This is a genomic window from Cupriavidus oxalaticus (genome assembly GCF_016894385.1).
GTDB lineage: Bacteria > Pseudomonadota > Gammaproteobacteria > Burkholderiales > Burkholderiaceae > Cupriavidus > Cupriavidus oxalaticus.
In genome coordinates, this window is the sequence record NZ_CP069812.1 from 718,765 (window position 1) to 734,940 (window position 16,176).

Annotated in this window: 17 protein-coding genes; 4 read left to right on the top strand and 13 right to left on the bottom strand. The window is 66.6% G+C overall.

Annotated features, from left to right (window positions below):
- Positions 1-7 precede the first annotated feature (7 nt).
- The 3 genes from JTE92_RS15645 to JTE92_RS15655 all read right to left on the bottom strand — a co-directional run bounded on the left by JTE92_RS15645 (position 8) and on the right by JTE92_RS15655 (position 982).
- On the bottom strand, positions 8-511 hold the full coding sequence (locus tag JTE92_RS15645) for an A24 family peptidase (RefSeq protein ID WP_063237015.1): 504 nt from the start codon (positions 509-511) through the stop codon (positions 8-10).
- Between the two features lie 14 nt (positions 512-525).
- Positions 526-708 carry a Flp family type IVb pilin gene (locus tag JTE92_RS15650; protein ID WP_063237016.1) on the bottom strand — a complete coding sequence of 61 codons (183 nt, stop codon included), beginning with the start codon at positions 706-708 and terminating at the stop codon, positions 526-528.
- Positions 709-796: 88 nt separating this feature from the next.
- Positions 797-982: a Flp family type IVb pilin gene (locus JTE92_RS15655; RefSeq protein ID WP_063237017.1), complete on the bottom strand. Its 186-nt coding sequence runs from the start codon at positions 980-982 to the stop codon at positions 797-799.
- Positions 983-2,156: 1,174 nt separating this feature from the next.
- Here JTE92_RS15655 and JTE92_RS15660 point away from each other — a divergent pair.
- Positions 2,157-3,392, top strand: a complete 1,236-nt coding sequence (locus tag JTE92_RS15660) for a glycosyltransferase family 87 protein (RefSeq protein WP_063237018.1) — start codon at positions 2,157-2,159, stop codon at positions 3,390-3,392.
- 52 nt (positions 3,393-3,444) lie between these two features.
- Positions 3,445-4,455, top strand: coding sequence for a glycosyltransferase family 2 protein (locus JTE92_RS15665; RefSeq protein WP_063237019.1), 1,011 nt, complete (start codon positions 3,445-3,447; stop codon positions 4,453-4,455).
- 11 nt (positions 4,456-4,466) lie between these two features.
- Here the strand turns inward: JTE92_RS15665 and JTE92_RS15670 are convergent, their stop codons facing one another.
- The 5 genes from JTE92_RS15670 to JTE92_RS15690 all read right to left on the bottom strand — a co-directional run bounded on the left by JTE92_RS15670 (position 4,467) and on the right by JTE92_RS15690 (position 9,865).
- A complete protein-coding gene (locus tag JTE92_RS15670) occupies positions 4,467-5,735 on the bottom strand; it encodes a glycosyltransferase family 87 protein (RefSeq protein WP_084254431.1) in 1,269 nt (422 codons plus the stop codon).
- A gap of 42 nt (positions 5,736-5,777) precedes the next feature.
- Entirely contained in the window at positions 5,778-6,209 is a 432-nt protein-coding gene (locus tag JTE92_RS15675) for a GtrA family protein (protein ID WP_084254432.1), read from the bottom strand.
- A 39-nt stretch (positions 6,210-6,248) separates the two neighbouring features.
- Positions 6,249-7,625 (bottom strand): sigma-54 dependent transcriptional regulator, encoded by a 1,377-nt coding sequence (locus JTE92_RS15680; protein ID WP_063237020.1) that lies wholly within the window; start codon positions 7,623-7,625, stop codon positions 6,249-6,251.
- Between the two features lie 21 nt (positions 7,626-7,646).
- Complete coding sequence (locus tag JTE92_RS15685; RefSeq protein ID WP_147318546.1) at positions 7,647-7,895, bottom strand: hypothetical protein; 249 nt, start codon at positions 7,893-7,895, stop codon at positions 7,647-7,649.
- A gap of 1,001 nt (positions 7,896-8,896) precedes the next feature.
- Entirely contained in the window at positions 8,897-9,865 is a 969-nt protein-coding gene (locus tag JTE92_RS15690) for a LysR substrate-binding domain-containing protein (protein ID WP_063237180.1), read from the bottom strand.
- 78 nt (positions 9,866-9,943) lie between these two features.
- Between JTE92_RS15690 and JTE92_RS15695 the strand changes: the two genes are divergently transcribed.
- Positions 9,944-11,218, top strand: a complete 1,275-nt coding sequence (locus tag JTE92_RS15695) for an MFS transporter (protein WP_063237181.1) — start codon at positions 9,944-9,946, stop codon at positions 11,216-11,218.
- 25 nt (positions 11,219-11,243) lie between these two features.
- Here the strand turns inward: JTE92_RS15695 and JTE92_RS15700 are convergent, their stop codons facing one another.
- The 5 genes from JTE92_RS15700 to hemL all read right to left on the bottom strand — a co-directional run bounded on the left by JTE92_RS15700 (position 11,244) and on the right by hemL (position 15,502).
- Positions 11,244-11,909 carry a methyltransferase family protein gene (locus JTE92_RS15700; RefSeq protein ID WP_063237022.1) on the bottom strand — a complete coding sequence of 222 codons (666 nt, stop codon included), beginning with the start codon at positions 11,907-11,909 and terminating at the stop codon, positions 11,244-11,246.
- A gap of 136 nt (positions 11,910-12,045) precedes the next feature.
- The gene (locus tag JTE92_RS15705) at positions 12,046-12,549 is read right to left on the bottom strand and encodes a TPM domain-containing protein (protein WP_063237023.1); all 504 of its coding nucleotides are present in this window, start codon (positions 12,547-12,549) and stop codon (positions 12,046-12,048) included.
- A 19-nt stretch (positions 12,550-12,568) separates the two neighbouring features.
- Positions 12,569-13,453, bottom strand: coding sequence for a TPM domain-containing protein (locus JTE92_RS15710; protein WP_063237024.1), 885 nt, complete (start codon positions 13,451-13,453; stop codon positions 12,569-12,571).
- A 10-nt stretch (positions 13,454-13,463) separates the two neighbouring features.
- A complete protein-coding gene (locus tag JTE92_RS15715; protein ID WP_063237025.1) occupies positions 13,464-14,090 on the bottom strand; it encodes a LemA family protein in 627 nt (208 codons plus the stop codon).
- Positions 14,091-14,209: 119 nt separating this feature from the next.
- Positions 14,210-15,502 carry a glutamate-1-semialdehyde 2,1-aminomutase gene (hemL, locus tag JTE92_RS15720; protein ID WP_063237026.1) on the bottom strand — a complete coding sequence of 431 codons (1,293 nt, stop codon included), beginning with the start codon at positions 15,500-15,502 and terminating at the stop codon, positions 14,210-14,212.
- Positions 15,503-15,728: 226 nt separating this feature from the next.
- On the opposite strand from hemL, the gene JTE92_RS15725 reads away from it, so the two are divergent.
- Complete coding sequence (locus JTE92_RS15725) at positions 15,729-15,899, top strand: rubredoxin (protein WP_010813017.1); 171 nt, start codon at positions 15,729-15,731, stop codon at positions 15,897-15,899.
- Positions 15,900-16,176: the final 277 nt, after the last annotated feature.

Below are 16,176 nucleotides of genomic sequence, written 5' to 3' on the forward strand. Positions count from 1 at the left end.
TGTGTGCTCATCTGGCGGCAAAGAGCATGACCAGCGTGCCGGCGGCGATGGCTACGCCATAAGGCAGCGCACCGACCGACGGCGCGCCCGCCTTGCCGCGGACAATGCCGCCAATGTTGCGGAACACCTGGCCGCCGCTACGGAACCAGTACACATGGGCAAGAGCCCAGACGCCGCCCAGCAGGAACGCCGCCAGCGCAATCTCGAAGGCCATGGCTGCGCCTAGCCAGGCGCCGATGGCGGCCATCAGCTTGACGTCGCCGGCGGCCATGCCGCCCAGCATGTAGAGCGGCAGGAATACCGCGAGCCCGGTAAGCCAGCCGAGTGTCCAGCCAACCAGACCGCTGCCGAAGCCAAGCAGCGCGACCTGTGCCGGCAGGGCCAGCAGCCAGGCGCCGAATGTCAGCCAGTTCGGGATGCGGCGCCGCTGCAGGTCGATGGCTGCAGCTGTCAGTACGATCGCAATGGCGATCGGGCCAATAAAAGGTGAGAGCGCGGAGGCGGTGTGCATGGCGTCCTCTTGTTTCAAGGCATGGCCGGCATGACGGCGACCACGGCTTCAAACAGCTCATTGACCTTGGTGCCCAGGAAGCCCACCGTCACCACGATCACCATGGCAATCAGCGCGCCGATTAATGCGTATTCGATTGCAGTGACGCCGTGCTCGTCGCGTTGCAGCGCTTTCCACTTCGCGATGATGGTTCGCATGCTGAGCTCCGGTAACAGATGCAGTCGCTGCATGCGCGACGTTGACGTTTGGCGGCATCCACGTCGCGCAGTACGTTGCTGTGCCGGATCAGGTTGACGGCACCGTCAGCTTCGATGCGATGTAGCTGAAGATGCTGGTCAGGTTCGTGCCGACGGTCGTTACCGTCGCGATGATGACCACGGCGATCAGCGAGGCGATCAGGCCGTACTCGATGGCGGTGACGCCATCTTCGTCGCGGACGAAATTCAGCATGGATTGGGTCAGGGTTTTCATGACAAGCTCCTTAGACAGGTAGAACGACTGCTGAACTGCAAAATGGATCACTGCTGGGTGGCGGGACTGCCATGGAGGCAAGACCCCCGGGCCGGCGTTGACGGTAACAAGGCGGTGCGCAGATGGCGCAGGCGTGGAAGGGCCAGCGGCCCGGACCGCTTCGGGTGACTGATTGACGGCGCGCCTGCAGGCGGCGCTCGGCAGAGGCGTGCATGCACCGGGCTGCATGTTGTGCGTGTCCGGCGCGGGCCAGGCAACGCAGCGGCACGCTGCCGCCACCGTGTCGAGCGCAGGTGGCGCCGGCGGCGTGGCTATGCAAGATTGCGGGCTGGCGTGCAGCTGGCATGGTGAGATTCCCCTTATCTGACTTTGCTGCCGACAATCGCTGTGCCGGCAGTCGCGGCGTACCGGTTGGGTATCGCTGCATGCCTGGCATAGGCAAAGCGCGGGCCAGCCGGATCGAAATCGTTGTGGCACAAGGCTTTGCGGGAAGCAGCGCTGCGTACGCTGTGCGCCGGATGGCCGAAATGGTGGGGTTCTGCCATCGCTCGTTGCCTGATGGAAACGCAGCGGCGGCATGGCAGTTTGGATGAGGCAACTTAAGGATGAGGGCGGGTTGGAGGCGTGCGCGTGCCGCGATGGTGCGGGTGCAGCGCGTTCGTCAGCCAAAAGCATGAGGAACCGGGTGCCGACGATGTCGTGCCTACCGCAGTTGATCTAGTGCCGGTGGCACCGGAACGCCTGGCACGCGCCGCGGGACGACAGATGGACGAGCGGCACGTCTGGCGGACCGACGTTTCCGGTTGGAAACGTTCATCGCATCGAGGCTGCCGGACAGCGCTGGCGGGAATCGCCCACCGCCTGCCCGGATCCCTTGCCCGGCGCCGCTTCCGGGGATCGGCGCAGGCCGTGATTCAAACGAGAAACGTTGGTGCCTGTCGCCGCGTTTCATGCCCGGACAACGCAGCGAACCGGACCTGGCGTGCCTTGCGTTATCGCATCGTCGCAACAAGACTTAGCGAAAACGAGTGCGCCCATGCCGCAGCGATACGCGTGCAGTGCAAGCGCACAGACGATAGCGGGGGATCCACGATGTACCAGACATCCACGCGGGCGCCGCGATGCCCGGCTCTAGCCCTTTGTTCTGCTGCCGTGCGGGCAGCGGAGACCTGAGATGGAAGCCGCACAGGCCACGACCGGCCGGTCGTTATACGCGGCGGCCGACACGCACTGGCTGGATGGTGAGCGCTTCCGTCTGTACACGAAGGTCGCGCTGCTCTGTTATGTGCTGTATTTCGGCGGCTGGACCTTACGCGCCTGCGTACTGAAGGTGCCGGGTGTGTTCGCCCCCGGCGCGGACTTTGTCGTGTTCTGGAGTGCGGCCAGGCTGGCACTGACCCAGGGTGCCGCGGCACCCTATGACCACGACCTGCTGCGGCAGATGGAGTTGGCGGCGGTGCCAGGCCTGGCGATCGGCGATGGCGTTCTACCCTGGCTATATCCGCCCACATACCTGCTGTATGTACTGCCGCTGGGTTTGCTTAGCTATGGCATGGCCACGGTGGTGTTCTTCAGCGGCGGCGCCTGCTGGTATGGATGGGCGTTGTGCCGCACACTGCCCCGCAATGCCTGGCTCGCAGGCCTGGCTTTCCCGGGCATTGCGGTAGTGCTGGCCACCGGCCAGAACGCACTGTGGCTTGCTGGCTGCGCCGGCCTGGCGCTGGCCTGCCTGCGCACCCGTCCGCTGCTGGCCGGCATGCTGCTGGGGCTGGTGACAGTGAAGCCTCACCTGGCCCTGATGTTTCCGGTGGCGCTGTTGTGCGCGCGCGCCTGGCCGGCGCTGGGCGCGATGATCGCCACGGCCATGGCACTGGCGAGCGTGTCGTTGCTGGCATTCGGCATCGAGCCGTTCACTGCCTTCCTGGGCAATGCCACCGTAGCGCGCGAAGCGGTAGAGCAAGGCGCTGCGCTGCTGCCGCGCATGCCCACCGTATTTGCTGCCGTGAAGATGCTGTCGGGCGGGGTGATGCTGCCTTACGTCGTGCATGGGACCGTCGCGGCAGCGGCTCTGGCTGCCGTGGTTTATGCCTGGTCGCGTCCGTGCAGTTATGCGCTGCGCGCCGCCGTAGTGATCAGTGCGGGGTTGCTTGTGTCCCCTTACCTGTATGACTACGACCTCGCCTTCCTGGGGCTGGCCATTGCGTGGCTGGGCCCCCATGCCTGGCGCAACGGATGGCTGCGCGGCGAGCGAGAACTTCTGTTGCTGCTATGGCTGTTGCCGCTTTGCGGCCTGGTGGTCGGCGCGAGGATCGGCATCCAGCCGATGCCGTTGGGATTGATCGCCGCGCTGGCTCTGGCCGTCTGGCGCATCCGGCTGGAACGAACGGGCAAGGCATCGCGCGATGCCTGATGACGCAGGGCGCGGTATCGGGTGATATCGGGCGCCCAGGAGGGAGCAAATCATGGCCAACTATGAAACCCAGCTGGTTTCGCTGGTAGTGCCGTTCTACAACGAGTCAGACGCGTTGCAGTCCTTCTTCACGCGGGTGCTGCCTATCCTTGAGTCGATCCCGGCGACCCACTTCGAGATCGTCTGCATCAATGACGGCAGTACGGATGACACGTTACCCCGGCTGGTTGAGATGGCGCGCCGCGACGCGCGCATCCGCGTAATCGACCTGACGCGAAATTTCGGCAAGGAAGCAGCGCTGACAGCGGGCATAGACGAGGCCGCCGGCGATGCCGTGATCCCGATCGACGCTGACCTGCAGGACCCTCCCGAACTGATCCCGACCCTGGTCCTGCGCTGGCGGCAGGGAGCGGATGTGGTGCTGGCACAGCGCGCCAGGCGCACCAGCGATTCGCTGCTCAAGCGTGTCACGGCTGCTGCGTACTACCGCGTGCACAACCACCTGTCTGACCTGAAGATTCCTGAGAACGTGGGCGACTTCCGGCTGATGGATCGTGCCGTGGTCAACGCACTGAAGCAACTGCCGGAGCGTCACCGCTTCATGAAGGGCCTGTTTGCCTGGGTCGGCTTCCATACCGTGACGGTCCAGTACGAGCGCATGCCGCGCGCCGCTGGCAAGTCCAAGTTCTCTGGCTGGCGGCTGTGGAACCTGGCGCTGGAGGGGATCACGAGCTTTAGCTCGGTGCCGCTGAGGAGCTGGACTTATCTCGGCACTTTTATCGCCATGCTGGCTTTTTGCTACGGCATGTACATCGTGGCGCGCACGCTGATCCTTGGTGTCGATGTGCCAGGCTACGCGTCGGTGTTGTCGCTGCTCCTGTTCTTCGGTGGCGTGCAGCTGATCGGGCTGGGCGTGGTGGGCGAGTACATCGGCCGGATTTACGACGAGGCCAAAGGCCGCCCGATTTACCTGGTCAAGCGCCGCTACCAGGAGCGCCGTCCGCACGGACGTGCGGCAGGCAATGGTCGGGTGATCTCGCTGGTGGCGGGCAAGCGCAACTGAGCAGCCGCGGCTTAGGCCCCGGCTGTCGCGGTGCCGGAGGTAGGGCGCGCGACGTGATGCCGGCGCGCAATCATCCCGAGCAGCGCGAACAGCACGACGGGAGCAACCTGTGGCGAAGGCAGCGCAATCACCACCAGCAGCGCATGCGCCGGCACGATCCAGACCAAGCACAGCAGCAATCGCTCGGTCAAAGTGCTGCCATGCCGGGCGAAGTCGCTGCAGAGCAGCGCGATGGGAATCGCCAGCCATGCCAGATCGTAGTACATGAGGTAGGGCTGCACCAGCAGCGTGCCGACTACCAGGGCCGACGCACCCAGCGCCGGCCGAGTATGGGTCAACCACAGCCAGGTACAGGTGCCAGCGGCGATGGCCGCACCCAGGGCATGGCCGGCGTACGACAGCCCCGCTTCCGCGCCTGCGGTGCGTAGCACCGCGAAGATGGTCGGCGCGCCGCGCAGCAGCGGACCACCATGTTCAGCCACGGTCCTGCCAAACATCGTCATGCTGCGGGCGAACGCGGGAAAAATGTCGATGCCGAAAGCCATGCCGGAGAATGCGAAGAAGACGGCCGAGCATGCTGCCGCGCTGGTCATGACGGCCCAGCGCCGCTCGCACGCAAAAAGCAGGGGAAACAGTACGCCCAGCTGTGGCTTGATGCATAGCAGCGCGACGCAGGCACCCGCGGCAAATGCATGGCGATGCATCAGCAGCAGCGCTGCGGCGCAGGCTGACGCGGTGATCAAGGTATTCTGGCCCGCAAGTAGCGCGGCCCAGATACCGGGAAAGGCGAGCGCGGGCATCCACCAGCGGGCGTACTGGCCGTGGACCGCGGCGCGCATGGCCCACAGGTAGAGCACAAGTCCGATGATGGAGGACAACAGCAGGGCCAGCCCGAAGGACACCGAAGCGAGCGGGTAGACCATCAGCAAGAAGGTCGGCGGATAGGCGAAAGGGCCGAAGGTGCCAGGAAGCAGGGGTGCCTCTGCCGCCTGTAGCAGGGGCCAGTCATAGGCGGCGGCAGCCCCATGCCCCTGCGCCAGGCCGGACGCGCTCCAGTAGACCGCGAGGTCCCAACCCAGCAAGGGCACTTGGGGCGCTTTCAGTATCCAGTGGCCGTACCACCATGCGGCGGTGAGTACGGATTCGATGATGAGCACGGCGGCGGCATACAGGTACACGCGCTCTGGCGTGAGCCAGCTGTGCGCCGAGTTGTGCGGAAGGCCGTGCGGTGAAACGATCGCCGACACGCAGGCTGCCGCCTTTTTGGTCACTCCAGACATGGCGTCCCCTCAGATTGCTGTAAGCAGGCGCGTAGGCAGAAATCATCGATACGTCCAGCGCCGGTGCAGCACGAAAGTCACGGCCGGCACCACCGACAGGATCGCAGCCAGCCCCGCCCAATAGCCCGCTCCCAGCGCCTGCGCGCCGACGGATATCGCCAGCGTCATGCCGAGTCCCATCAGCGACACCGTCAGGAAGCGCAGGTAGCTATCCCGCCCCGGCTTCGCGCCGAAACTCCACAATGTATTGAGCAGGTAGGAACCGACGTTGGCGACGACGAACGCCACACCATTGGCGCTGGGCTGGGAGGCATGCATCAGGTAGATCAGCGGCGTGGCTACGGCAATGTGGATGCCGGTGGCAATCACGCCCGAAATGCCGAAGCGAAACAGCCTGCCCAGCGTTTCGTTGCCGTGCAGGCCGCGGATGGAATCGCGCCGCGTGCGCGCGGCGCGGGATTTGGCATGGAGCATGGGCGGATTCCGGCGTGCCGGAGGTAGCGACGTCAGCCTCTACCCCTGCACGCAGACCATCCCCATATCCCCCTTCTTCACCTGCAGCTTGTAATCCCGCATCAGCCTGAACAACGTCACCCGCGAAATCCCAAGCTCGGCGGCCACATCGATCAGCCGCTCATGGTTGCGCTGCAGCGCCTCGACGATCGCATGCTGCTCCGCTGCCTCCCGAATCGCCGCCAGCGTCTTCGGCCGTTCTTCCGCAGGTGTTGCCAGCTCCAGGTCCGTCGGCTGGATCACGCCGTCCTCGCACATCGCCGCCGCATGCCGGATCCGGTTGATCAGCTCGCGCACGTTGCCAGGCCAGTTGTGCTGCTGGATCGCGCGCAGCGCGGTTGGCGAGAAGCCGCGGATGCGGGCCGGCGACTGCTTGCGCACGCCTTCGAGCACGTGCTCGGCGATCAGCATGATGTCGCTGCCGCGCTCGCGCAGCGGGGGCTGGCGCACGCGCAGCACGCACAGGCGATGGTAAAGGTCGCCGCGGAAGCGCTCGGCGGCAATGGCGGCCTCGAGGTCGACGTGGGTGGCGGAGACGATGCGTACGTCCACCTCGACCGATTCGGTGCCGCCCAGGCGCTCGATGCGGCCGGTCTCCAGGAAGCGCAGCAGGCTGGTCTGGCTTTCCAGCGGCATGTCGCCGATTTCATCGAGGAACAGGGTGCCGCCCTGCGCCATCTCGATGCGGCCGGGCTTGCGCTTGGTCGCGCCGGTGAAGGCACCGCGCTCGTAGCCGAACAGCTCGGACATCAGCAGCGTGGGCGGGATGGCGGCACAGTTGACGGCCACGAACGGCTGCGAGGCGCGTTCCGATGCGCGGTGGATCGCCTGCGCGGCCAGTTCCTTGCCGGTGCCCGACTCGCCGGAGATCAGCACGGGGGTGTCCCAGCGCGATACTTTCTCGATGCCGCGGAACAGCGTCTGCATGGCCGCGCAGCTGCCGATCATGCCGTCGGGGCGCAAGGTGCCGGGCGTGGCGCGCTGCAAGCCGGGCCGCAACTGCGCCATGCCTTGCGCATGGCCGAGCGAGTGGGCCAGTTCGGCGTGCTCGAACGGCGCGGTGTAGTAGTCGACGAAGTACAGGCCAAGCAGCCGGCGCGCGCTCTCGGTCAGCGCCTCGTGCCTGGCGACGGCGCCGATCCAGCCGATATGGGGCTGCGCGAGCCAGGGCTCGAACGATTCCAGGTCGGCGTCGCTGAAGCCGCTATGCAGGTCCAGCAGCGCGGCCTGGGGCTGGTTGCCGGCCGGCAGGGCATGGAGGTCTTCCAGGGAGGACGCGAAACTGAGCTTCCAGCCGCGTTGCGTCAGGACCCTGCAGAGCATGGCGTCGTGATGCTGCGACAGGTACAGCAGCGGGCGGTTGGCATACGCGCTCATACGATTTCCCCGGATTTCTTCTTATTTAACGAAGCCCGCGGCGGCAGTTGCCGCGCACCGGATTCGGTGGCCCTGAAGCCTGCGCCAGCGACGCATCATGGATGCTTCGTGCTGGCGTCTTCCCCGAATTCTGTTCTTGCCGTCCCGCTGTTGCGCCGCGTAGTCCACCGCTGCCGTGCCGATGTCGATGGCATCGGTCACGGCAGCGGCGTCTCGCCGCACCTGCATGGCAGGCCGGTCAGCACCCCATTCATCCAGACGCGCCGGCAAGCCGGTACATCCGCGATCCCCGTGCCGCCCGGTGGTCCGGGCTGGCGGGGTCTTTCCAGGTTCCACGGGCCGCGCGCAAGCGCGCGGCCCGTGTCCCGAAAGACCTCCTCTGATCTTGTCGGCGGCCCCTGTACCGGCCAGCCGGTGCGGGCCAGTTCCTGCCGCGTGGCCCAACGCTTACAGCACCAGCCCGACGCCCACCCTGGGATGCGAGAGTCGTTCTGAAACTGAACTTCGGCGAACGCGTGCCAGTATGTTTGCCGCTTCCGTTTCAGACTTCCCCTGTGTCGGGCTTCTGTTCGCGGAGACATAAGTGCGACGAACGTGCCAGTGCGACACAAGTCATTGATTCGAAAAGATAATCGTAAAAAGTGGGCGTTCCGGGCGCCGCCGTGGCGTGAGGAAACGTTCCGATCCTGATACATCGCAGGCCTGGTTTATGCTGCAACGCAGCATGAGTGAGGTTGTCGACGCCAGGTATACGTCACAGTTTTATGAAGCGGAGTGCCGAAAGGTCTACCTGGACGGATTCGCGCCATCCGAAAGAGGGGAGGCGGCATTTTGGAGGTTCGGGCGTCATGGCTTCGATGCTGCACGCGATGGCCCGATCGCCGGAGTTGCATTTCCTTTACAACGGGACGAAGCCTTTTTAAGCGGAACCGGTGTGCCAGACTTCGCCTGTCTCAGCCTTTTAGCGCTTTACAGCCAAGCCTAGCTGTGCTGGAGGGCTACTGGGACGGCCGTTGACAAGCATTTGCACGGTTTCGCGGATGACGCCAAAGGCCCGGCCTCATCTTTTTGGATGGGTGGCGCGGGAGATTCCTGCGCGCTGGCACGGCTGACAAAATGGTTGCATTGATGAAACTCAGGCGGCTTCCCCAGGGAGTCGAAGGTCGCGTTCAGAAACACCGCGCCCGACGTTGCGATCGCCGGCCAGCCGTTGAAATACCTGGGGTTATCGAAAATGATTCGTATTGCCAACATCGGCGTACGAAACAATTTCATGAATGAAACTGCCGGGGTTGCCCGCCGACGGTGGGATGCGTTTGCGTGGCTTCGCCGCGCACCTGCTCCTGCAGCCAGGCGTGGAAGGCATGGATCGCCTTTTCCCGCGGGTTGCCTTCGCGCCAGGTGACCCAGTAGTGCAGGCTGGATGGAATGCGGGTCGAGCCGATCTGCACCAGCTGGCCGCTGGACAGGTAGTCGTGCGCCAGCTGCAAGCGTGCGGTGGCAAGGCCCAGGCCGGCCACGGCTGACTGCAGCATCAGTCCCGCGTCCTGGAAGATCGGGCCGCGCCCGGGCTCGTCGCCCGGCAGGCCGGCCGCTTCCAGCCAGTCGCGCCAGGGGCGCAGCGCAAAGCGCAGCATCGGCAGGCGCGGCACGTCGGCCAGCGTGAAGCCGGGGTAGCGCGCCAGCAGCGCCGGGCTGGCCACGGCGATGACGTGGTCCTCGATCAGGTTGTGGCACTCGAAGCCGGGCAGGTCCACGCGCTGGTGCCAGATGCCGACGTCGACGCTGTACGGGTCGGGCGGGGTGATCTCGGCGTGCAGCCGCAAGTGCAGGTCCAGCGACGGCACCTGGGCGTGCAGGCTGGGCAGCCGCCGGATCAGCCAGGCATTGGCCAGGTCCTCCATCACGCTGACCTGCAGCCGCACCACCGGCGGCGCGGCGCTGTTGCCGGCCTCGCGCAGCGCGCTTTCGATGCTGTCGAGCGCGGCGCGCACCTGTTCGGCCAGCCGCGCGCCCGCGCTGGTCGGCGTCATCTGGCTGCCGGTGCGCTGGAACAGCTTGGTGCCCAGGCTGGCTTCCAGCCCGCGGATATGGTGGCTGATGGCGCTGTGTGTGAGCGCCAGCTCTTCGGCCGCGCGTGAAAAGCTGCGGTGGCGCGTGGCGGCCTCCAGCGCTCGCAGTGCTTGCAGCGGAGGCAGGTGGACGGGGCGGTTGGCGGGTTTGCCGGGGGATCGGGCCATGGCCGTCAAATTCTACTCACAATTCCCGCGGCTATGTTTCGTTGGCCTTGCACCGGAATGGGGACGACAATGCAGGCCATGACGACTACCACCTCTCCCGGCTTGTCTTCCGCCCCCGCGCCGACGCAGCAAGCCGGCGTCCGCTGGCGCGTGCTGGCCGTGTTCTCGCTGGGCTTCCTGGTGTCCTATGTATTCCGCGGTGTCAACCTGGGCTTCGCGCCGCACCTGACGCGCGAACTGGGGCTCAATGCCGGCGACCTGGGTTTGCTCACCAGCTTCTATTTCCTCGGCTTTGCCTGTGCCCAGCTGCCCGCCGGCATCCTGCTGGACCGCTACGGCCCGCGCCGCACCGAGGCGGCGATGCTGCTGGTGGCCGTGGCCGGCTCGCTGGTGTTTGCGCTGGCGCCGGGCATGGCGGGGCTGGCCGCCGGCCGGCTGCTGATCGGCGTGGGCGTATCGGTGTGCCTGGGCGCCGCCATCCAGGCGCTGTCGATGTGGTTCCCGCTGTCGCGCATGCCGTTGCTCAACGGCGTGGTGATGGCGATCGGCGGGCTCGGCGCGGTGCTGGTCGGCACCCCGCTGTCGTGGCTGCTGTCGCTGACGGACTGGCGCACGATCAGCGCCGGGCTGGCCTGCATGTCGCTGGCGATGGCGGCGCTGTTGTGGTTCAGCGTGCCCGACAAGCCGCGCGCCGGCAAGGAAAGCCTGCGCGAGCAACTGCGCGGCACGCGCCAGATCCTGGCCAGCGAGCGCTTCTGGCGCGTGGTGCCGCTGACGCTGCTGAACCAGGGCGTGTTCCTGGCGGTGCAGACGCTGTGGGTCGGTGCCTTCCTGCGCGACGTGCCGGGCTTCGATCCGGCCACCAGTGCGCGGCTGGTTTCGGTGATCGGGTTCGCGATGATGGCGGGCTGCGTCGGCTCGGGCTGGGCGGCGCGCCACCTGGAGCGCATCGGCGTCAGCCTCTATGCCTTTGCCGGCATCGGCATGACCGGCTTTATCGTGGTGCAGGCGCTGCTGATGGCGCAGGTGCCGCTGCCGCCGGTGCTGCTGTGGGCGGCCTACGGCGTGTTCGGCTCCAGCGGCATCCTGACCTACGCGGTGCTGGCACGCAGCTTCCCCGACGCGCTGATCGGGCGGGCCACCACGGCGCTGACGCTGACGGTGTTCCTGGCGACCTTTGCGTGCCAGGTCGGGGTGGGGTTCGTGCTGGACCTGTGGCCGTCCAGCGGCGGCCACTACCCGAAGGCGGCGCACCTGGCGGCGTGGGGCGGGCTGGTGGCGCTGCAGGTGCTGGCGGCGCTGTGGTACCTGATGGGCGCACGGCGGGCGCCGGCGGGTGCCGGTGCCCGATGAAGCCTGCGCGGGTGGGCCCTATGCATCAGTAGATGCCAGGCACCGCGCGAAACCGGACTTTCTCGCGATACTGGCGGTATTCGGGGTCGTCGGACAGCAACGCCTCTTCCCGATTGATCCGCACGGCCTGAAGTGCATACAGGCCGGTGTAGACCAGCAGGTTTTGCAGTCCGAAGTTCGTGAGCAGGAAGCCGACGTCAGCGATGAGGTAGCCCAGGTAGATCGGATGCCGCACGAACCGGTAAGCCCCGTGCGACACGATCCCGCGGTTGGCAGGCAGTATTCCGAACGAGAAGCGCAGCGTCAGCTTGGCGTAGATCTGCCATGAAATCCCGACAAGCTGCAGGCACGCTCCGACGATTTCCGGCGCTAGGTGTTGCCCGGGTGCCAGCTGGATGCCAAGGAAATAGTAGGAAGCGCCCAATGAGCACAGGACTGTGATTGGATTCCAGTCCCGCTTTTTTGGCACCCGGACAAAAAGGGACAGTCCGACTGTCAGGCAATTTGCAATCACCAGCAGCAGCAAGGTGATGCGCGATGGATCGGCCAGCCACTGCCTGATCGCCACATAGGCGAACACGCCCAGCACAAGGGCAGTGGAACTCCTGAGTACCACCTCCAACAGGACTTCCCGAAGGTTGCTCTTGGGTGCTGCGTCGGCCCGATCGTTTGCCGCCAGGATTTCTGACATGGTTTCCCCCGTTTATCCAGCGGAATCTTCGCTCCGCCGTGATGCCTGCTTGTGCACCAAGCGTAGCGTCATGGCTCCGGAGGCCATATCGGGCAAAAGTATGTTTCACCCGTGAACGCCCGCGCAGGGAATCCGATCAGATCACGACCGGCCGGTCATCCAGCTCATTGGGGTTGTGCCCGCCGTCAGACGGGAAATGGTGGGCCAGCAGCTCGTGGATGCGCGCCACCGTGACCAGCACCGGTGCCACCGACAGGTCCTGCTTCAGGCCGTGCGCCAGTTCGTCGCATAGTTCGCGCCATACCGCCGGCCCCACGCTGGCGTCGATGCCGCGGTCGGCCAGCAGTTCGACGGCGTGGTCGGCCAGGTTGATATAGAGCAGCACACCGGTATGGTCGGCGGTATTCCAGACTTCCAGCGCGCCGAACAGGAAGCGGGCGCGCTCGCGCGGGGTCACGCCGGCCCAGGCGTGACCCAGCGGCAGGCTGGCTTCGATGACCACGCGGATCTCGCCGCGATGGCGCGACTCGCCGGCATGCACGGCCGCATGGAGCTGCTGCTGGGCCTCGGCCGGGAAGTGCCTGCGCGCGGTGCCGGCGGTGGTGGCGAAATGATGCAGGGCGCGTCGGAGATGGGGCATGGTCGTCGGTCCTTGTTTGTCACCAGTTGCCGGACGCGCCGCCGCCATCGAAGCCGCCGCCGCCTCCGCCGCTGAAGCCGCCACCACCACCACCACCACCGCCGAAACCGCCTCCGAAGCCGCCGCCGCGCCGCCCCCAGTCCTGCCCCATGCCGTAGCCGCCCAGCCCGCCCAGGCCGCCGGCGATCACGTCGCGGCCGCGCCGGGTGGTGACGATCTGCGGCCCGCGCGAGCGCCGCATGGCGCCGATAAAGAAGAACAGGATGATCGCCAGCGGAAACAGCACCGGCAGCCAGTCGGCCAGCGCCGAGGATTGCTGCGGCTTGCGCGGCTGCGGCCCGGCCAGGCCTTCCTTGTCGATGGTGGCCTGGATGGCGGAAATGCCCGCCGCCAGCCCGCCGTAGAAGTCGTTCTGGCGGAAGTGCGGCGCCATCACGTCCTGCAGGATGCGCTTGGACATGGCATCGGTCAGCGATCCCTGCACGCCGCGCCCGACCTCGAGCCGCATCTTGCGCAGGCCCGGCGGATTGTCCTTGGCGATCAGCACGATCACGCCGTCGTCGATGCCCTTGCGCCCGGCGCGCCAGGCGTCGGCCACGCGGATGCTGTAGGCGTCGATGGGCTCGGGCTCGGTGGTCGGCACCATCAGCACGAAGATCTGGCTGCCGCGCTGCTGCTCGTATTCGGCGAGCACGTTTTCCAGCGCGGTGCGCTGCTGCGTGTTGAGCGTGCCGGTCAGGTCGGTGACGCGCTGGGTCAGCGGCGGCACCGGCACGAAGCCGTCGGCCGCCAGCGCCGGCGCGCACAGCCATGCCGCCAGCCACAGCAGCAGCGCGGCCAGCCCGGTGCGCCAGGAGGACGGCTGCTGCGAACGGCCGCTGGTCAGGCCGCTGGTCAGGCCCATGGCCGCTGCCTCAGAACTTGACCGCCGGCGGCGTCGAGATGGCCTTCTCGTTGTCCACCGTGAACGACGGCTTGACCGGGTACTTGAAGATCATCGCGGTCAGGTTGGTGGGGAAGCTGCGCGCCAGGATGTTGAAGTCCTGCACCGCGGCGATATAGCGCTGGCGCGCCACGGTGATGCGGTTCTCGGTGCCTTCAAGCTGCGACTGCAGGTCGCGGAAGGAGGCGTCGGCCTTCAGTTGCGGGTAGTTCTCGGACACGGCCAGCAGGCGCGACAGCGCGCCGGACAGTTCGCCCTGCGCCTGCTGGAAGCGCTTGAACGCTTCCGGGTCGTTCAGGGTCTCGGGCGAGACCTGGATGCTGGTGGCGGCGGCGCGCGCCCTGGTCACCGCTTCGAGCGTCTCGCGCTCGTGCGTGGCGTAGCCCTTGACGGTATTGACCAGGTTGGGGATCAGGTCGGCGCGGCGCTGGTACTGGTTGATGACCTCGCTCCAGGCCGCCTTGACCGCCTCGTCCTTGGCCTGGAAGTCGTTGTAGCCGCAGGCGCTCAGCAGGCTGGCCATGGCCGCCAGGAGCAGCCAGCGCAGCACGGGCAGCGGCGAGCGCGTCGACGAAAACAAGGAGGAAGAGGCACGCATCTTGAGACTCCGCAGGTAGGCGTGGTGGCCATGGATAGGCGAGTCCCAAGTGTAGCGCACCGCCCATCTGCCGGGCGACGGGCAGGCGACGCCCCGGCGCGTCGCCTGCGGGCGGGGTCTCAGGCCGCCGCGAACGCCTTGCGCGCGGCGTCGAGGGTGGCGCCCAGGATGGCGTCGTCGTGCTGTGCCGAAACAAAGCCGGCCTCGAACGCCGACGGCGCGAGGTAGACGCCGTTGTCCAGCATGGCATGGAAGAAGCGATTGAAGCGCGCGGTGTCGCCCCTGGTCACCTCGGCGAAGCTGCCGGGCACGCCTTCGCGGAAATACAGGCCGAACATGCCGCCGATGGCGTCGGCCGCGAACGGCACGCCGGCCGCCCGCGCGGCGTCGGCCAGGCCGTCGGCCAGCTTGCGGGTCTGCGCGGCCAGCTTGTCGTAGAAGCCGGGCGCCTGGATCAGCTTGAGCGTGGTCAGGCCGGCGGCCACCGCCAGCGGATTGCCCGACAGCGTGCCGGCCTGGTAGACGCCGCCCAGCGGGGCCAGCTTGGCCATGATGTCGCGCCTGCCGCCGAAGGCCGCCGCCGGCATGCCGCCGCCGATGACCTTGCCCAGGCAGGTCATGTCCGGGCGGATGCCGTAGTGGGCCTGGGCGCCGCCCAGCGCCACGCGGAAGCCGGTCATCACTTCATCGAAGATCAGCACCGCGCCGTCGCGGGTGCACAGCTCGCGCATGGCCTTCAGGAAGGCGTCGCTGGCGCGCACCAGGTTCATGTTGCCGGCCACCGGCTCGACGATCACCGCGGCGATCTCGCCGGCATGCTTGGCGAAGGCCTGCTCCAGCTGCTCGACGTTGTTGTACTCCAGCACCATGGTGTGGCGCGTCACGTCGGCCGGCACGCCGGCCGAGGAGGGCGCGTTCTGCGTGGTGTCGGCAAAGGTCAGCAGGCCCGAACCGGCCTTGACCAGCAGGCTGTCGGCATGGCCGTGGTAGCAGCCCTCGAACTTGATGATCAGGTCGCGGCCGGTAAAGCCGCGCGCCAGCCGCAGCGCGCTCATGGTGGCCTCGGTGCCGGAAGACACCAGCCGCACCTGCTCGATCGACGGCACCAGCTTGCAGATTTCCTCGGCCATGGTGATCTCGGCCTCGGTCGGCGCGCCGAACGAGAAGCTGTGGGCCGCGGTCTCCTGCACCGCGCGCACCACCTCGGGGTGGGCATGGCCGACGATCATCGGGCCCCAGGAGCCGATGTAGTCGATATAGCGCTGGCCATCGGCATCCCACATATAAGCCCCTTCGGCGCGCGTGATGAAGCGCGGCGTGCCACCCACCGAGCGGAAGGCACGCACGGGGGAGTTCACGCCGCCAGGAATGGTCTGCTGGGCGCGGTCGAAGAGCTGCTGGTTACGGGACATGGCGTTGATTGGGATCAAGGACTGCTGGGAACGTGGCGGCGCGGCCGGCGTCTCGTCGACATGCAGGCAATACCGTGGAATTTCACGGCAATTGACTGCCAATCCGGCGCTAACATGCGCGAACACGGCGGAACTGGCACGATTCTGGCGATCGCCGGCTGGCGCGGGCGGCACGGTTTCGGTACCATCTGCGCTGGATTTTAATGGAGAGTGGCCAGAGCCTGTTATGGAATACAAGACTTGGATGTGCCTGATCTGCGGCTGGATCTACGACGAAGCCGCAGGCGCGCCGGAAGACGGCATCGCCCCGGGAACCCGGTGGGAAGACGTGCCCATCAACTGGACCTGCCCGGAATGCGGCGCGCGCAAGGAAGATTTCGAGATGGTGGCCATCTGACGCTGGCCGCCATCCGGCACGACGCCAGCTTGCGCGCCATCGAAGCTTCATAGAAAGCCGCCACACTGGCAGCGCGCGTCGCGCCGATACGACAGAACGCCATCAAGGGCCCGCCGCCCCGGATTGACGGCCCACCGGCGTCTTGTCACACTCTGTTGCAAATTATGTGGCCGTCCATCCGCCATTGGTGGGGAAGACGGCAGGCAGGTGCGGGTTCCACGCACCGCCACTGCCGGGTCCGGCCCGGCCTTGAAGGGAAGCAGAATCATTTTTCGGG

Bases quoted from the DNA above. Each gene is read 5' to 3' on its own strand.
- JTE92_RS15645 (WP_063237015.1), bottom strand. From the start codon at position 511: ATGCACACCGCCTCCGCGCTCTCACCTTTTATTGGCCCGATCGCCATT.
- JTE92_RS15650 (WP_063237016.1), bottom strand. From the start codon at position 708: ATGCGAACCATCATCGCGAAGTGGAAAGCGCTGCAACGCGACGAGCAC.
- JTE92_RS15655 (WP_063237017.1), bottom strand. From the start codon at position 982: ATGAAAACCCTGACCCAATCCATGCTGAATTTCGTCCGCGACGAAGAT.
- JTE92_RS15660 (WP_063237018.1), top strand. From the start codon at position 2,157: ATGGAAGCCGCACAGGCCACGACCGGCCGGTCGTTATACGCGGCGGCC.
- JTE92_RS15665 (WP_063237019.1), top strand. From the start codon at position 3,445: ATGGCCAACTATGAAACCCAGCTGGTTTCGCTGGTAGTGCCGTTCTAC.
- JTE92_RS15670 (WP_084254431.1), bottom strand. From the start codon at position 5,735: ATGTCTGGAGTGACCAAAAAGGCGGCAGCCTGCGTGTCGGCGATCGTT.
- JTE92_RS15675 (WP_084254432.1), bottom strand. From the start codon at position 6,209: ATGCTCCATGCCAAATCCCGCGCCGCGCGCACGCGGCGCGATTCCATC.
- JTE92_RS15680 (WP_063237020.1), bottom strand. From the start codon at position 7,625: ATGAGCGCGTATGCCAACCGCCCGCTGCTGTACCTGTCGCAGCATCAC.
- JTE92_RS15690 (WP_063237180.1), bottom strand. From the start codon at position 9,865: ATGGCCCGATCCCCCGGCAAACCCGCCAACCGCCCCGTCCACCTGCCT.
- JTE92_RS15695 (WP_063237181.1), top strand. From the start codon at position 9,944: ATGACGACTACCACCTCTCCCGGCTTGTCTTCCGCCCCCGCGCCGACG.
- JTE92_RS15700 (WP_063237022.1), bottom strand. From the start codon at position 11,909: ATGTCAGAAATCCTGGCGGCAAACGATCGGGCCGACGCAGCACCCAAG.
- JTE92_RS15705 (WP_063237023.1), bottom strand. From the start codon at position 12,549: ATGCCCCATCTCCGACGCGCCCTGCATCATTTCGCCACCACCGCCGGC.
- JTE92_RS15710 (WP_063237024.1), bottom strand. From the start codon at position 13,453: ATGGGCCTGACCAGCGGCCTGACCAGCGGCCGTTCGCAGCAGCCGTCC.
- JTE92_RS15715 (WP_063237025.1), bottom strand. From the start codon at position 14,090: ATGCGTGCCTCTTCCTCCTTGTTTTCGTCGACGCGCTCGCCGCTGCCC.
- hemL (WP_063237026.1), bottom strand. From the start codon at position 15,502: ATGTCCCGTAACCAGCAGCTCTTCGACCGCGCCCAGCAGACCATTCCT.
- JTE92_RS15725 (WP_010813017.1), top strand. From the start codon at position 15,729: ATGGAATACAAGACTTGGATGTGCCTGATCTGCGGCTGGATCTACGAC.